13 protein-coding genes are annotated in these 14,772 nt (G+C 70.5%); all 13 read left to right on the top strand.

The window, feature by feature from the left end:
* Positions 1-5: 5 nt before the first annotated feature.
* The 13 genes from ISO16_RS15215 (at position 6) to ISO16_RS15155 (ending at position 14,748) form a co-directional block, all read left to right on the top strand.
* Complete coding sequence (locus ISO16_RS15215; RefSeq protein WP_006941636.1) at positions 6-896, top strand: HpcH/HpaI aldolase/citrate lyase family protein; 891 nt, start codon at positions 6-8, stop codon at positions 894-896.
* Positions 896-1,363, top strand: coding sequence for a MaoC family dehydratase (locus ISO16_RS15210; protein WP_029546556.1), 468 nt, complete (start codon positions 896-898; stop codon positions 1,361-1,363). The genes ISO16_RS15215 and ISO16_RS15210 overlap by 1 nt, the downstream gene beginning before the upstream one ends.
* A 1-nt stretch (position 1,364) precedes the next feature.
* Entirely contained in the window at positions 1,365-2,846 is a 1,482-nt protein-coding gene (locus ISO16_RS15205; protein WP_072636531.1) for an aldehyde dehydrogenase family protein, read from the top strand.
* 73 nt (positions 2,847-2,919) lie between these two features.
* A complete protein-coding gene (locus tag ISO16_RS15200; RefSeq protein WP_072636530.1) occupies positions 2,920-4,131 on the top strand; it encodes a CaiB/BaiF CoA transferase family protein in 1,212 nt (403 codons plus the stop codon).
* Between the two features lie 131 nt (positions 4,132-4,262).
* Positions 4,263-5,585, top strand: coding sequence for an acyclic terpene utilization AtuA family protein (locus ISO16_RS15195; RefSeq protein WP_006941631.1), 1,323 nt, complete (start codon positions 4,263-4,265; stop codon positions 5,583-5,585).
* Positions 5,582-5,902, top strand: coding sequence for an AtuA-related protein (locus ISO16_RS15190; protein ID WP_006941630.1), 321 nt, complete (start codon positions 5,582-5,584; stop codon positions 5,900-5,902). Before ISO16_RS15195 ends, ISO16_RS15190 begins: the two co-directional genes overlap by 4 nt.
* Entirely contained in the window at positions 5,899-7,380 is a 1,482-nt protein-coding gene (locus ISO16_RS15185) for an aldehyde dehydrogenase family protein (protein WP_072636529.1), read from the top strand. The genes ISO16_RS15190 and ISO16_RS15185 overlap by 4 nt, the downstream gene beginning before the upstream one ends.
* 14 nt (positions 7,381-7,394) lie before the next feature.
* A complete protein-coding gene (locus ISO16_RS15180; RefSeq protein WP_442800829.1) occupies positions 7,395-9,047 on the top strand; it encodes an AMP-binding protein in 1,653 nt (550 codons plus the stop codon).
* Positions 9,032-10,108: an LLM class flavin-dependent oxidoreductase gene (locus tag ISO16_RS15175; RefSeq protein WP_072636527.1), complete on the top strand. Its 1,077-nt coding sequence runs from the start codon at positions 9,032-9,034 to the stop codon at positions 10,106-10,108. The genes ISO16_RS15180 and ISO16_RS15175 overlap by 16 nt, the downstream gene beginning before the upstream one ends.
* The gene (locus ISO16_RS15170; protein ID WP_072636526.1) at positions 10,105-11,379 is read left to right on the top strand and encodes a cytochrome P450; all 1,275 of its coding nucleotides are present in this window, start codon (positions 10,105-10,107) and stop codon (positions 11,377-11,379) included. Before ISO16_RS15175 ends, ISO16_RS15170 begins: the two co-directional genes overlap by 4 nt.
* A gap of 256 nt (positions 11,380-11,635) precedes the next feature.
* Entirely contained in the window at positions 11,636-12,463 is an 828-nt protein-coding gene (locus ISO16_RS15165) for a mycofactocin-coupled SDR family oxidoreductase (RefSeq protein WP_072636525.1), read from the top strand.
* 41 nt (positions 12,464-12,504) lie between these two features.
* Complete coding sequence (locus ISO16_RS15160; protein WP_072636524.1) at positions 12,505-13,032, top strand: nuclear transport factor 2 family protein; 528 nt, start codon at positions 12,505-12,507, stop codon at positions 13,030-13,032.
* Between the two features lie 24 nt (positions 13,033-13,056).
* Positions 13,057-14,748: an FAD-dependent oxidoreductase gene (locus tag ISO16_RS15155; protein ID WP_072636523.1), complete on the top strand. Its 1,692-nt coding sequence runs from the start codon at positions 13,057-13,059 to the stop codon at positions 14,746-14,748.
* Positions 14,749-14,772 lie beyond the last annotated feature (24 nt).

The raw sequence follows: 14,772 nt of genomic DNA, 5'->3' as shown, positions 1-14,772 counted from the left end.
ACGACGTGCAGCCGTATCGTTCGATCCTGTTCGTCCCGGGGCACCGCCCGAAGTGGGTGGACAAGGCCGTCGCGGCCGGCGCCGACTGCGTCGTGCTCGACCTCGAGGACTCCGTGCCGGCCGCGGAGAAGGCGGCCGCCCGCGCGACCGTCGCCGAGTCCATCGCGCGGGTGCGCGAGTCCAACCGGGACGTCGGGCTGTTCGTGCGCGTCAACCCCCTCGCCACCCGGCTGACCGGGGCCGATCTCGAGGCGGTCGTGGTGCCGGGCCTGACCGGCATCTTCGCCCCGAAGATCGAGCAGGCCACCGACGTCCTGCGCTACGACGCGCTGCTCGACCACTTCGAGCTGCGCAACGGGGTGGCGGGGCTCGAGTACATCGTGCCCGTCGAGACGGTGAAGGCCATCCACAACTGTCTCGAGGTGGCCACGGCGTCGCCGCGCGTCGGCGCCATGATCGGCCCGTCGGCCGAGCACGCCGACATCGCCCGCGAGGTCGGCTACGAGTGGACCCCCGAGGGACACGAAACCCTCTACCTGCGCAGCCGGGTGCTGCTGGCCTGCCGGGAGGCCGGCATCCACGCCCTGACCGGCCTGTGGGAGGATCTCGAGAACCTGGACGGGCTTCGCGACTTCGCGGTGCGAGGCCGGCAGCTCGGGTTCCGCGGGATGATTGCGATCCACCCCTCCCACGTGGCCACCGTCAACGACGTGTTCAGCCCGTCGGAGCAGGACCTGGAGTTCTACCGCGGACTCGCCGAGGCCTACGAGAAGGCGGAGGCGGAGGGCGTCGGCGCGCTGCGGTATCGCGGCCTGCACATCGACAAGGCCCACTACGACAAGGCAATTCAATGGCTCGAACGAGCCGAGGCGATCCTACGGAGAGGTGAACGGTGATGCGCGGTCTGTACTTCGAGGAGTTCGAGGTCGGGAAGCACTACAAGCACTCGATGACCCGCACCGTCACCGAGATGGACAACGTGCTGTTCACCTCGCTGACGATGAACATCCAGCCGCTGCACCTCGACGAGGAGTTCTGCAAGACGACGATCCACAAGCAGCGGGTGGTCAACAGCCTGTTCACCGTCGCGCTCATCGGTGCGTTCCACGTACCCGAGCTGACCATGGGGACCACGCTCGGAAACCTCGGCTACGACAAGGTCAAGTTCCCGAATCCGGTCTTCCACGGCGACACCCTGCGCGCGGAGACCACCATCCTGAAGAAGCGTGAATCCGAGAGCCGCACCGACAGCGGCATCGTGTGGTTCGAACACCGCGGCTTCAACCAGCGCGACGAACTCGTCTGCCTGCTCGAGCGCGTCGGCCTGATGGCCAAGCGCCCCACCACCGAGGAAGGTGCCTGAGATGACTGCAGCGCCCGAAACCGAATTCCCGTTGAAGGACTGGGTTCCCGAAACCCGGACCCTGCTGATCGGCGACCGGGAGGTCGAGCCCGCCGGTGACACGTGGGACGTCTACAACCCGGCCACCGAGGAGGTCATCGCCACCGTCGGCGGCGCCTCCACCGACCAGGTCGACGCCGCCGTCGCCGCCGCCCGCGCCGCCTTCCCGGCGTGGTCCGCCCTGAGCGGCGAGGAGCGCTCCCGCCACATCCACCGCTTCGCCGACGTGCTCGAGAAGGCCGCCGACCGGCTGCTGCCCTCGATCGTCAACGAGGTCGGCACGCCGGTCTCGCTCGCCGAGTACCTGCAGGTCAAGATGGCCGTCGACGAGCACCTGCGGTGGGCCGCCGAGGCCGCGAAGACCGACCGCACCGTCCATCTCGGCGAGTACGACAAGCCGGTGCCGACGATGAGCGACGTCGTGTACGAGCCGGTGGGCGTCGTCGCGGCGATCACCGGGTACAACTACCCGCTGAACCTGGCGATCTTCAAGTTCGGCGCCGCGCTCGCGGCCGGCTGCACCGTGGTGCTGCTCCCGTCCCCGCGCACCCCGCTGACCACCCTGTTCCTGGGCGATCTCATCCGCGAGGCGGGTCTGCCGCCGGGCGTGATGAACGTCGTCATCGGCGGCGCGGACGTCGGGCAGCGGCTGTCCTCGCATCCCGGCGTGGACCGGGTGTCCTTCACCGGTTCCGACGGGGTGGGCGCGAAGATCATGGAGCAGGCCGCGGCGAACCTGGCCGGCGTGACCCTCGAGCTCGGCGGCAAGTCGCCGAACATCGTGCTGCCCGGCGTGGACGTGCAGAAGATCGCCGTCGAGATGCACCTGCGCTGGTCCCGCAACGGCGGTCAGGGCTGCGCCGCCCTCGCCCGGCTGCTGGTGCACGACTCGGTCTACGACGAGTTCCTCGAGGCCGGCGCGTCGGCGTTCGACCAGATGGTCGTCGGCGACCCGTGGGACCGTGCGACGAACATCGGCCCGATGATCCGGCCCGACCACCAGAACCGCGTGCAGGGCTTCATCGACGGCGCGGCGGCCGAGGGCGGCAGGAAGCTGCTCGAGGTGACCAAGCCGCTGCCCGAGAAGGGCTGGTTCGTCAATCCGGTTCTGCTCGGCAATCTTCCGCCCAACGCGCGTGCGGTGCAGGAAGAGATCTTCGGTCCCGTCGCGGTGATCCTGCCGTTCAAGGACACCGAGGAGGCCATCCGCCTCGCCAACGACACCCCCTTCGGTCTCGCCGCGAACGTGTGGTGCGACGACCCGGTCGAGGCGCGCCGCGTCGCGGAGAAGATCCGCGCCGGAACGGTATGGATCAACGGCGGCGGTGCCATGCGGCCGGACGCGCCGTTCGGCGGCTACGGGCGCTCGGGAGTCGGCCGCGAGCTCGGTGAGTGGGGGATGCGCGAGTACCTCGAGGTCAAGCACATCCAGTGGCGGATCTGATTCGCCGGCAAGGTATTCGGCAACATCGCATTCGGCAGGGCCGAACCGGACGACAAGGCTAGGAGAGACGACGATGAACGCATCCGCTGCGGGTCCGCTCGCGGGAGTCAAGGTGCTCGAGCTCGGCACCATGTATGCCGCCCCCACCGCGGGGCGCATGCTCCGCGACTTCGGCGCCGAGGTGGTCAAGGTCGAGGACCCGACGACCGGAGACTTCGCACGCCAGTGGGTTCCGCAGAAGGAGGGGTTGTCGCTGGGCTTCTCCCGTCTCAACGCCGGGAAGAAGTCCCTCGGCATCGACCTGCGTTCGCCGGAAGGCCGCGACCTGGTGCGCCGGCTCGCGGCCGAGGTCGACGTCGTCGTCGAGTCGTTCCGTCCCGGCCGGCTCGAGGAGTGGGGCCTGGGCTACGACGTGCTGAGCGCGGACAACCCGGGGCTCGTGCTGGCCCGGGTGTCCGGGTTCGGGCAGACCGGACCCAATCGCAGCCTGCCGGGATTCGGCACCGTCGCCGAGACGGCCAGCGGTTTCGCGCACGTCAACGGCTGGCCGGACTCGCCGCCGACCTCCCCGCCGTTCGGGTTCGCCGATTCCATCGCCGGGCTGTCCGCCGCGATGGGCGTCGCGATGTCGTTGTACAAGCGGGAGCGGACGGGGCAGGGCGACGTCGTCGACGTCGCGCTGTACGAGCCGCTGATGTTCATCATCGGTGACATGTTCCTGCGCTACACCGCGCTCGGCGAGATCCAGCAGCGCATCGGCAACGCCACCGGCGCGGCGTCGCCGCGGGGCATCTACGAGGCCCAGGACGGGCGCTTCCTGTCCATCGCGGCGTCCAACCAGGGCATCGCCAAGCGGCTGTTCGCCGCGATGGGGCGGCCCGAGATCATCGAGAATCCCCGCTACGCCACCAACGCCGCACGCCTCGAGCACAACGACGAGGTGCAGGCGATGGTGAAGGAATGGGTCGGCTCGATGCCGCGGGCGAGCGTGCTCGAGACACTGGAGAAGTTCGAGGTCGTCAGCGCACCGGTGAACGATGCCGCGGACGTCGTCGCCGACCCGCACTTCCAGGAGCGCACCCTCGTCGAGATCACGGGCAACGAGATCATGAAGGGTGTGCTGATGCCGGGGCCGGTGCTGCACCTCGGCAGCTACGACGGTCCCAGCTACGACGGTGTGCCCACCATCGGCGAGCACACCGCCGAGGTGCTCTCGGACCGGCTGGGGCTGAGCGCGGACCAGCTCGCGGCGCTCGCCGAGGCGGGCGTGATCGGCAAGTCCTGAGAGTCGCACGGACCGCAGTCCGAAAATCGATGCGGTGAACCGGAATCCGCCCACGACACGGCGTGCGCGGATTCCGGTGTCACGCGCGAATTCACCAGGTTCGCCGACGCACGCAACGAGACGAGGTACCAATGCAGCTGAGTATCGGCTCGGGCTCGGCCTACGCCAACGACCGGCTCGAGACAGCGGCCGCCATGGCCGACAGCGGCCGGGTCCGGTACATGGGCTTCGACTGCCTGGCCGAACGCACGATGGCGCTGGCCCAGATCCGCCGCCTGCGCGATCCGTCGGCCGGCCAGGACGAACGCATCTCCGCCCTGGTGCCGATCCTGCGCCGCTTCCTCGCGTCGGGAGGTCGCGTCGTCGGCAACTTCGGTGCCGCCAATCCCGACGCCGCGGCGGCCGAATTCGCCGTCAATCTGCGCGCTCTGGGGCTCGGGGGGACCCGGATCGGCATCATCCGCGGCGACGACGTGCGGGACGCCGTCACGGCCGCCGACGTCGCGCTCCCCGAACTCGGCACCACCACGCGCGCGCTCGCCGACCGGATCGTCTCCGCCAACGCCTACATCGGAGCCGATCCGATCGTCGACTGCCTGCGGCAGGACGCCCAGATCGTGCTCGGCGGCCGGATCGCCGACCCGTCCCTGTTCGTCGGGCCGATCTGCCACGAGCTGGGATGGTCGCTCGACGACTGGGACCGCGTCGGCACCGCGACCCTCGCCGGGCACCTGCTCGAGTGCGGCGTCCACAGCACCGGCGGCAACTTCGAGGACCCGCCGTACCGGGTCGTCCCCGACCCGCACAACCTGAGCTTCCCCCTGGCCGAGATCGACGACGACGAGCTGATCGTCACCAAGCTCGACGGCACCGGCGGGGCCGTCGACCTGCGCACCACCCGCACCCAGCTCTACTACGAAATCCACGATCCCGCGCGCTATCTCACCCCCGACGTGACCGCGGACTTCAGCGACGTGCGGATCGAACAGGCCGGGCCCGACCGGGTACGCCTGTCCGGCGCCCGCGGATCCGCCCGGCCCGACACGCTCAAGGTGCTCGTCGGCGTCGACCTCGGATACAAGGCCGTCGCCGAGATCTCCTACGGCGGACCGGGCTGCGTCGACCGCGCCCGTCGCGCCGAGGAGATCGTGCGCCGGCGACTCGAACCGATCCGGGCGCAGATCGACGAACTGCGGATCGAACTGCACGGCGTCGACACCCTCTTCGGTGACCGGATCGCCGGCGGCGAGCCGGCGGAGGTGCGGCTGCGGCTCGCGGCCCGGGCCCTCGATCCCGACGTCGCCAAGGCCGCCGCCTACGAGGTCGAATACCTGTACTTCGGTCCCGCAGGTGGCGGTGGCGTGGTCACCTCGGTCGTCCCCGCCGTCGTCGTGACCCCCGCCCTGCTGCCCCGCAGCGAGGTACCCCTGTCCGTGGAGGTGACCACCGCATGAAACTTCGTGACGTCGCGTACAGCCGCTCCGGCGACAAGGGCGACACCAGCAACATCTGCGTGTTCCCGCACGACGACGCCGACTACGACTGGCTCCGGTCGGTGCTCACCGAGGACATCGTCGCCGAGGCGTTCGGGAACCTCGTCGAGGGCGAGGTGACCCGCTACGAGATCCCGGTGAACTGCTGCCTGAACTTCGTCCTCACCCGTGCCCTCGCGGGCGGGGTCTCCAAGTCCCTGCGGGTGGACCCGCACGGAAAGTCCTACCAGTCCCTGATTCTCGACATCGACGTTCCGGGACGCGAGGAGAGGCGATGATCCACGACCTGTTCGCCCGGGCGGCGCACGGCCCGTCCGTGCACGTCGGCGGCAGAGGGGAGACCGGGCGCGGCGAGACGTTCGACTCGATCGATCCCGCCACCGAGGAGGCGCTGGCACGGTGGACCGCCGCTGACCGGGAGCAGACCGAACGCGCGATCACGGCCGCCCGCCGCAGCTTCGACGCCGGGGAATGGCGCGCCGCCTCCCCGGACCAGCGCGCCAAGGTCCTGCGGCGGCTGGCGGACCTGATCGACGAGCACGCCGGGCAACTCACCGAACTGGTCGTGCGGGAGGTCGGATCACCCATCGGTCTGGCCCGCACCCTGCAGGTCGCGCAGCCGGCGATCAACTTCCGGTGGTTCGCCGACGCGGCGCTGCGTGGTCCCCGTGGGGGTTACCAGGAGCGGTTGCCCGGCATCCGCGGCGCGGTGTCGTCCGAGAGCCTCCTGCTGCGCGAGCCGATCGGCGTGGTCTCGGCGATCGTGCCGTACAACTACCCGCTGAACATGATCTCGTGGAAGGTGGCGCCCGCGCTCGCCGCCGGCTGCAGCGTGGTCCTGCTGCCCTCGCCGCGGGGCACGTTGTCCGCGCTGGCCTTCATGCACCTCGCCGACGAGGCCGGATTGCCGCCCGGCGTGCTGAATCTCGTGCCGGGTGGACCGGCCGTGGGCGAACTGCTCAGCTCCCACCCCGGGGTGGACATGGTGAGCTTCACCGGATCCTCCGCCGTCGGCGCGGCCGTGATGGCACAGGCCGCGGCCACCCACAAGAAGGTCGTGCTCGAACTCGGCGGCAAGTCCCCCAACATCCTTCTCCCGTCGGCGGACCTGTCCACCGCCGTGGGACCGTCGATCCTGCGGTTCTGCCGCAACGCCGGACAGGGCTGCGGCGCCACCACCCGGATCCTCGTTCCACACGATCGCATCGACGAATTCCTCGATCTGGCAGCGGGCTTCATCGAGGAGAACGTGCCGACCGGCGACCCGTTCGACGAGCGCACCGAAGTGGGGCCGCTGATCTCCGCCGAGCACCTCGCGCGCGTGCGCGGCTACCTCGACCGCGCCGTCGCCGCCGGCGGGCGCATCTCGGTCGCCGGCGAGCGGCCGGTGGGCAAGGGCTGGTTCCTGCCGCCGACCCTGGTGACGGGTGTGGACAACTCCGCCGAGATCTGCCGGGAGGAACTGTTCGCTCCCGTCGCGGTGGTCCTGCCGTACCGGGACGTCGACGAGGCGGTCGCCGTCGCGAACGACTCCCCGTACGGACTCAACGCGAGCGTCTTCGGCGACCACGCCGAGGCGGTGGCCGTGGCTCAGCGCCTCGACACCGGCACCGTCGCGATCAACGGTGGCGGCCCCATGCGGGCGGACGTGCCGTGGGGCGGATCGAAGCGCAGCGGCACCGGCGTCGAGATGGGCGAGGACGGGTTCGCCGAGTTCTTCCGGATCAGGCACCTGAACTGGCAGGTGCCGTCGTGACCACCGAAACCCGAATGCCCGCACACGCTCCCGCGTACCCGATCCTCGACGGACCGGCACCCGACCTCGCCGTCCGCGCGTCTACCGGAAGCCGTACCGTGCCGTGGCTGCTCGACCGGTGGCGCACCGACCGGCCGGAGACGACCTTCCTCATCTGGGAGCCGCACACCGGCGCCGAGGCGCAGCGCTGGAGCTATGCGGAATTCGCCGCCGCGGTGGATCGGCTCGCGGCCGGACTGCAGGCGCGCGGCATCGCACCCGGTGACCGTGTGGTGCTGCTGATGGACAACTGCCCCGACTTCCTCGTCGGATGGGCGGCGATCGTGTCGACCGGCGCGGTCGCGGTGTGCCTCAACACCCGCAGCAGCGCCGACGAACTCGCCTACTACGACCGGCACTGCGCCCCCCGGGCCGCGCTGATCGGAACCCGGTCGGCCGAGGCCGCGCGGGCCGCCATGCCCGGCCTGGAGTGGATCGCGACGACCGGCGGCACCGAGACCCTCGAGGCCGCGGCACCGGGGGGTACCGTGCCCGAAAGGGCGTCCGGCAGCCTCGGCGCGCTCGGACGGGCCGCCGGGGCACTCGCGCCGGTGTCCATCGATCCGCTCGCGCCCGCGAGCATCCAGTACACCTCCGGGACGACGGCGCGGCCCAAGGCCGTGGTCTGGACACACGCCAACTGCCTCTGGGCCGCCCGGGTCAACGCCGCCCACGCCGGGCTGCGGGGCACCGACGTCGGACTGATCACTCTGCCGCTGTTCCATACCAACGCCCTGGGCTACTCGTTTCTGGGACTGCTGTGGGTGGGGGCCACCGTGGTGCTTACCCCGAAGTTCTCCGCGTCCCGCTTCTGGGACGTCTCGCTCCGGCACCGGTGCACGTGGGCATCGGTGGTGTCGTTCATGCTCCGGGCCCTCGACGGTGCTCCCGTTCCGGCCGGCCACACCTACCGGCACTGGTCGGGCAGCGCGACGCAGCACTCGGTGGCCGACGGGATCCGCATGACCGGATGGTTCGGCATGACGGAGACCGTGTCGCACCCCGTCGTCAGCGAACTGGCCCATCCCGACCCCGACGGGACCATGGGACGTCCGGCCCCCGAGTACGCCGTCGCCGTCGTCGGCGACGACGGCCGTCCCGTCGAGCCCGGCACGGTGGGTGACCTGTGGGTGCGCGGAACACCGGGTGTGTCCCTGTTCGCCGGGTACCTGCACAACGACGACGCGACGCGGGAGGCCTTCACCGCCGACGGCTGGTTCCGCACCGGAGACCGGGTGCGCCAGGACCGCTCCGGGCAGTTGTGGTTCGTCGAGCGGTCCAAGGACATGCTCAAGGTCGGCGGTGAGAACGTCGCCGCCGCCGAGATCGAACGCGTGCTCGCGGCGGTGCCCGGCGTCCGGGAGGCCGCCGTCGTGGCGAAACCGGACCCGATGCTCGGCGACGTCCCGGTCGCCTTCGTGATCCCGGACGGCGCCGCGCCCGACGGCCTGCCGGCCGACATCGAACGGGCCTGCGCAGAACTGCTGTCCGACTTCAAACGACCGCGCGAGGTCCACCTGGTACCGGAGTTCCCGCGCGCCACCTTGAACAAGGTCGCCAAGGCGAAGCTGCGGCACTGGCTGCTCGAGCCGTCGACGGAAGCGAGGAAGACATGGACCTGGGTGTGATCCTCGGCGACGTGCACTCCACGCTGTCGCCGCGCGAGCACCTCGACGGACTGCTGCGCCAGGTCGAGGCCGCGCAGCGCAACGGCGTGCGCTACATCGTGATGGGCCACCACTACATCTACGGCAACCTGCGCTGGCTGCAGCCGATCCCGACCCTGGCGCGGATCGCGGCCGAATTGGACCCCGGCGTGAAGATCGGCACGATGGTGGTGCAGGTGCCGCTGTTCCATCCGGTCGCGCTCGCCGAGGAACTCGCCACCCTCGACATCCTGACCCGGGGCAACCTCATCGTCGGCGCCGGCGCGGGATACCGGCGCGAGGAGTTCGCCGCGTTCGGCGTCGACTTCGACCGGCGGTTCGCCATGATGGACGAGGCGCTGCAGATCATCCGGCTCATGTGGACGCAGGACGAGGTCGACTTCCACGGCAGGTTCTGGCGGCTCGACGGGGTCAAGACCCACATCCGTCCCTGGCAGGATCCCCACCCGCCGATCTGGATCGGCGCACTGAAGGATTCCGGCGTCCGGCGCTCCGCACGACTGGGCGACGCGTGGCCGGTGACGCCCGAAACCCGGACCGACGACATGCACCGCATGTTCGGCGTCTATGCCGCGGCGCGGCACAAGCACGGGCGGCCGCCGGTGGCGCGGCATCCGCTGCGCCGCGAGATCGTTCCCGGCGCCACCACCGAGGGTGCGTTCCGGCGCTTCGAATCCATGGCGCGGGACCGCCTCCTGGCCTACGCGCAGCGGGAACTGGACACCCGCGATGCCACCGCCCTCACCGAACGATTCCGGCAGGTCGCCGCCGCGGAGGCGATCGTCGGAACCCCCGACGACTGTCTCGGCCAGTTGCGCGCTCTCGCGGCGCAGGTGCCGGTCGATCCGGTGATCGTGCGCGCGCAGTGGCCCGACATGACGGCGGACGACGTCGTCGCGTACCTCGACGACCTCGGCCGCGACATCGTTCCCGGAATGCGCGAGATCGTGTCGATCGACGCCCGCACCATGGCGGCCCCCTCGGCGATGGCGTCCACGAGCCCGACAGGAGAAGTCCGATGACGCTCGACGACCGGAGCACCGAACCGCGTTGTCCCGTGGTCGACTTCGACCACAACTCCGCCGCGCACGCCGAGGACCCGGTCGGCTCCTACCGTCGGATGCGGGCGGCAGGGCCGGTGGTCCGGTCGACCCGTCACGGCGGCTTCTGGGTGCTCACCGACTACGACGGCGTGTTCGAGGCCGCCCGCGACGACCAGACCTTCTCGTCCGCGCGGTGCCCCTACGGCGGCGACGGCCTGGCCACCGTCATCCCCAAGACGCCGGTGAACCACCACATCCCCGTCGAACTCGATCCTCCGGAACATCGCAAGTACCGCAAGCTGATCAACCCGCTGACCTCCCCGGCGGCCGTCGAGCACCTGCGGCCGGCGATCGAGAAGTACACGACGTGGTTCATCGACCAGGTCATCGAGGCCGGCACGTGCGACTTCGCGACGGTCATCGGCGTGCCGGCCGTGGTGACGATCGACTGGCTCGGCCTGCCGCCGGCGGACTGGGAGCGGTACGCGCACGCCCATCACGCCGCGCTCTCCGACCTGCCGGGCACGCCGGAGTTCGAGCACGCCATCTCCGTCGAGTTCCCGTGGATGGAGGAGCAATTGCGGGCCGCGATCGCCGAGCGGCGCGTACGGCCGCGGGACGACGTGCTGAGTCACCTCGTCGGCTCGGAGGTGGACGGCCGGCCGGTGACGGACGACGAGGTATTCGCCATGGCGGAGCTGCTGATCTCCGGCGGCGTGGGCACCACCGCCTCCCTCGTCAGCCAGACGCTGATGTACCTCGACCGCAACCACGAGCTGCGTCGCACCCTCGCCGAGCACCCGGAGAAGCTGCCGCGGGCGATCGAGGAGTTCCTGCGCGTCTTCTCACCCACGCAGGCCCTGGCCCGCACGGTGACTCGTGATGTCGAGTTCCACGGGCACGACTTCCGCACGGGCGATCGCGTGCTCCTCGGCTGGGCGTCGGCGAACCGCGACCCGAAGGCGTTCGACGACCCGGACACCGTGGACATCGAGCGGTGGCCGAACCGGCACACGGCGTTCGGCATGGGTGTGCACCGGTGCGCCGGGGCGCACATCGCCCGTGCGCTGTCCGTCGGGATGCTCGGCCAGATCCTGTGCCGCATGCCGGATTACGAGATCCTGCACGACCGGGTGGTCCCGTTCGCGCACCAGGCGGTCAATCCCGGTTGGAAGCGAATTCCCGCGCGCTTCACGCCGGGACCGCGTATCGGCCCCACTGCCGGGAACGCGCGCCCCTTCTCGGCCTGAAAGGTTCATCTTCAAGAGATTTCGCGCCGGTGGAACGGGACGGGCGGACCGTGAACCCGGGGGTGCTCGCCGAATCGACCATTGACCTCCCGGGTCCGATGTGAGCATAATCATATGCAGAGATTTCTTCCGTTTCCGTTCTTCTCGCGTCTCGCGATCCACCGCTCTGCACGCAAGCCCGGCCGGCCTCCTCGCGGGGACGGTCGCCCGGTCCGTGACGCGAACCGAAGAGCGAGTCGAGAGAGAGGTTCACGTCATGGGATTCGACGGAATGGTTGCCTTCGTCACCGGTGCGGCGAGGGGACAGGGGCGCAACCACGCGGTGCGCCTCGCCCGCGAGGGCGCCGACATCATCGCGATCGACCTGTGCGCTCCGGTGCAGGGCGCCCCGTACGACATGGCCACCCGGGCGGACCTCGACGAGACGGTCCGCCTGGTGCAGGCCGAGGGGCGGCAGATCGTCGCCACCGAAGCGGACGTGCGGGATTCGGCCGCGGTCGCCAAGGCCGTGACGACGGGGGTCGAGCGGTTCGGCCGCCTCGACGTCGTCGTCGCCAACGCCGGGATCGCCGGCAGCTATCCGGTCGAGGATCTCACCGACGAGATCTGGCGCGACATGATCGACATCAACCTCACCGGCGTGTGGAACACGGTGAAGGCCTCCGTCCCGCACCTGCGTGCCGGCGGCCGCGGCGGCAGCATCGTGCTGATCAGCTCCATCGCCGGACTGAAGGGCCTGCCGAACAACGCCCACTACGCGGCGGCCAAGCACGGCGTGCTCGGCGTGATGCGCAGTCTCGCCAACGAACTCGGCCCCGAAGGTATCCGGGTCAACGCGGTCCTGCCGACCAACGTGGAGACCCGCATGCTGCTGAACGACGCGATCTACAAGTTGTTCCTCCCGGACGAGCCCCAGCCCACCCGGGAACAGGTCGAACCGCTGCTGCACGGCATGCACGCCCTCGACGTCCCGTTCGTGCAGCCCGACGACGTCAGCAACGCCGTTCTGTTCCTCGCCGGAGCCGAGTCCCGCTACGTCACCGGCATCACGATGCCGATCGACGCCGGCGCCCTGGTGAAGTAGTGACAGGCCCCGAAACGCGCTCTGCGACGGAAGGACACGACATGCTCGACGGCCGGGACCGCCACCCGCGACGGACGGAGGATGTCCTCGAGATCCGCGAACTGGCGACGCGGTACGCCCTGGCCGTCGACGACCACGACATGGAGACGCTGGCCGCGCTGTATACGCCGGACGCCGCGTTCCACGGTCTGTCGGAATCGCTGTGGGGGCGGGACGCGATCATCACCTACGTTCGTGCCGCGCTCGACGGATACGACGGGGTCAGCGTGCACACCCCGCACCCCGGCACGGTGGACTTCACCGATGAGGACACGGCGCAGGGGGTCGTGCCCTGCCACGTCGAGTTCGCGCAGGCGGGGGTGCAGAGCATTCTCGCGTTGCGATACCACGACCGTTACGTGAGACGGGCCGGGCGCTGGTACTTCGGCGAACGCCGGCTCGAGGTCCGGTACGCGACGCCGACCGCGACGTACGGGACGGTCCTCACGGCCGGGGCCGCACCCGACCCGCCGTCCCCTGTCGAGCAGGACGGACGACTCCGGCCGAGTCCGTCACCCACCTTCGACTGAACCATCCCGAGAGAGGGAATTACGATGCAAGACAACGACGGATCGGACGCCTACGACGTCATCGTGCTCGGCAGCGGGGGTGCCGGACTGTGCGCCGCCCTGTCGGCCGCCCGGTGCGGTGCCCGAGTGGGCGTGTTCGAGAAGGGCGAACTGCTCGGCGGTACCACGTGCCTGTCGAGCGCCGTGGCGTGGCTGCCGAACAACCGGTACGCGCGGGAGGCGGGGATCGTCGACTCGCGCGAGCAGTCCCTCGCCTATCTCGAATCCCTGTCGCACGGGATGATCCTGCCCGAGCTCGCGGAGGCGTTCGTCGACACCGTTCCCGAACTGCTCGACTGGCTCGACACCACGCCGCTGAAGATGCGCCTCGTCGCCGGCTACCCCGACTACCACCCCGAGCGGCCCGGCGGGATGCCGCAGGGCGGACGGTCCCTCGAACCCGACCTGTTCAGCTTCATCGACCTCGGCCGATGGGAGGACAAGCTCGTCGGGGTCCCGCGCCGTATGACGGTCGCGGAGACCCCCATCGGCGGCGGCACCGGCCACCTTCCCCCCGACGTGCTCGAGCAGCGGGAGCGGGACCGCGTGGAGGGCCTGGGCCGCGGCATGATCGCGGCCCTGCTCCAGGGCTGCCTCGACGAGGGCGTCGCCGTGCACACCGGGGAGCGGGGCGTGCGGCTGATCCAGGACGAGTCCGGCCGCATCACCGGCGTGCGGTTCGAGGGGCGGAACGGGGCGCACGACGTGCGCGCGGAGCACGGCGTCGTGCTCGCCACCGGCGGCTTCGAATGGGACGAGCGGCTGCGGCGCGACTTCCTGCGCGGACCGATGGCGCACCCCGCCACCGTGCCCACGTGCACGGGGGACGGATTGCGCATGGCGATGCGCGTCGGCGCGCAGCTCGGCAACATGCGCGAGGCCTGGTGGGCGCCGGTCGCGGTGCTGCCCGGGCAACGGGCGAACGGTGCCCAGGCCGTCCAGCTCGTGCACCGGGAGCGCACTGCGCCGCACTCGATCATGGTCAACCGGCTCGGCCGGCGGTTCACCAACGAGGCGACCAACTACAACGCGCTCGGTGGGGCGTTCCACCAGCTCGACGCGCACGACTTCGACTACCTGAACCAGCCGTGCTGGCTGATCTTCGACGCCGACCACGTCGAGAAGTACGGGGCGTTCGGGGCCGCGCCGGGCACCGAAGCCCCGGAGTGGGTCGTGCGGGCCGACACTCTCGCCGATCTGGCACGGCAGATCGACGTCCCCGCGGACACCCTCGAATCGACGGTCGCCCACTGGAACGAGGACGTGCGCCGGGGCCACGACAGCGAGTACCACCGCGGCGAGAGCGTGTACGACGGGTTCGTCGGTGACAAGAACAGGTACCCCGGCGTGGAATCCACCCTGGGACCCGTCGCGCGGGCCCCCTTCCATGCGGTGCAGATCCACAGCAGCACGCTCGGCACGAAGGGCGGTCCGCGCACCGACGCCGACGGCGCGGTCCTCGACGTCGACGATCGGGTCATCCCCGGCCTGTTCGCCGCCGGGAACGTCATGGCGGCCCCCACCGGCATGGTCTACGGCGGAGCCGGCGGAACCCTGGGCCCTGCCCTGGTATTCGGCTACCGGGCGGGCCGGGCCGCGGCGAGGGCGTCGGTCCGTGCGGACGATCCGTCGGCGGATCCGGCCGCGGCGCCGTTGCGGCCGGTGTCGCTCGCCTGACGGATCAGGGGAGGGATCCCTGCC

The sequence above is a fragment of the Rhodococcus sp. M8 genome (assembly GCF_015654185.1).
Taxonomy (GTDB): domain Bacteria; phylum Actinomycetota; class Actinomycetes; order Mycobacteriales; family Mycobacteriaceae; genus Rhodococcus; species Rhodococcus aetherivorans.
The sequence above is the reverse complement of the archived record's forward strand: the minus strand, read 5'-3'. Positions and strand labels throughout refer to the sequence as shown.

Bases quoted from the DNA above. Each gene is read 5' to 3' on its own strand.
- ISO16_RS15195 (WP_006941631.1), top strand. From the start codon at position 4,263: ATGCAGCTGAGTATCGGCTCGGGCTCGGCCTACGCCAACGACCGGCTC.
- ISO16_RS15200 (WP_072636530.1), top strand. From the start codon at position 2,920: ATGAACGCATCCGCTGCGGGTCCGCTCGCGGGAGTCAAGGTGCTCGAG.
- ISO16_RS15165 (WP_072636525.1), top strand. From the start codon at position 11,636: ATGGGATTCGACGGAATGGTTGCCTTCGTCACCGGTGCGGCGAGGGGA.
- ISO16_RS15155 (WP_072636523.1), top strand. From the start codon at position 13,057: ATGCAAGACAACGACGGATCGGACGCCTACGACGTCATCGTGCTCGGC.
- ISO16_RS15170 (WP_072636526.1), top strand. From the start codon at position 10,105: ATGACGCTCGACGACCGGAGCACCGAACCGCGTTGTCCCGTGGTCGAC.
- ISO16_RS15210 (WP_029546556.1), top strand. From the start codon at position 896: ATGCGCGGTCTGTACTTCGAGGAGTTCGAGGTCGGGAAGCACTACAAG.
- ISO16_RS15190 (WP_006941630.1), top strand. From the start codon at position 5,582: ATGAAACTTCGTGACGTCGCGTACAGCCGCTCCGGCGACAAGGGCGAC.
- ISO16_RS15185 (WP_072636529.1), top strand. From the start codon at position 5,899: ATGATCCACGACCTGTTCGCCCGGGCGGCGCACGGCCCGTCCGTGCAC.
- ISO16_RS15175 (WP_072636527.1), top strand. From the start codon at position 9,032: ATGGACCTGGGTGTGATCCTCGGCGACGTGCACTCCACGCTGTCGCCG.
- ISO16_RS15160 (WP_072636524.1), top strand. From the start codon at position 12,505: ATGCTCGACGGCCGGGACCGCCACCCGCGACGGACGGAGGATGTCCTC.
- ISO16_RS15180 (WP_442800829.1), top strand. From the start codon at position 7,395: ATGCCCGCACACGCTCCCGCGTACCCGATCCTCGACGGACCGGCACCC.
- ISO16_RS15205 (WP_072636531.1), top strand. From the start codon at position 1,365: ATGACTGCAGCGCCCGAAACCGAATTCCCGTTGAAGGACTGGGTTCCC.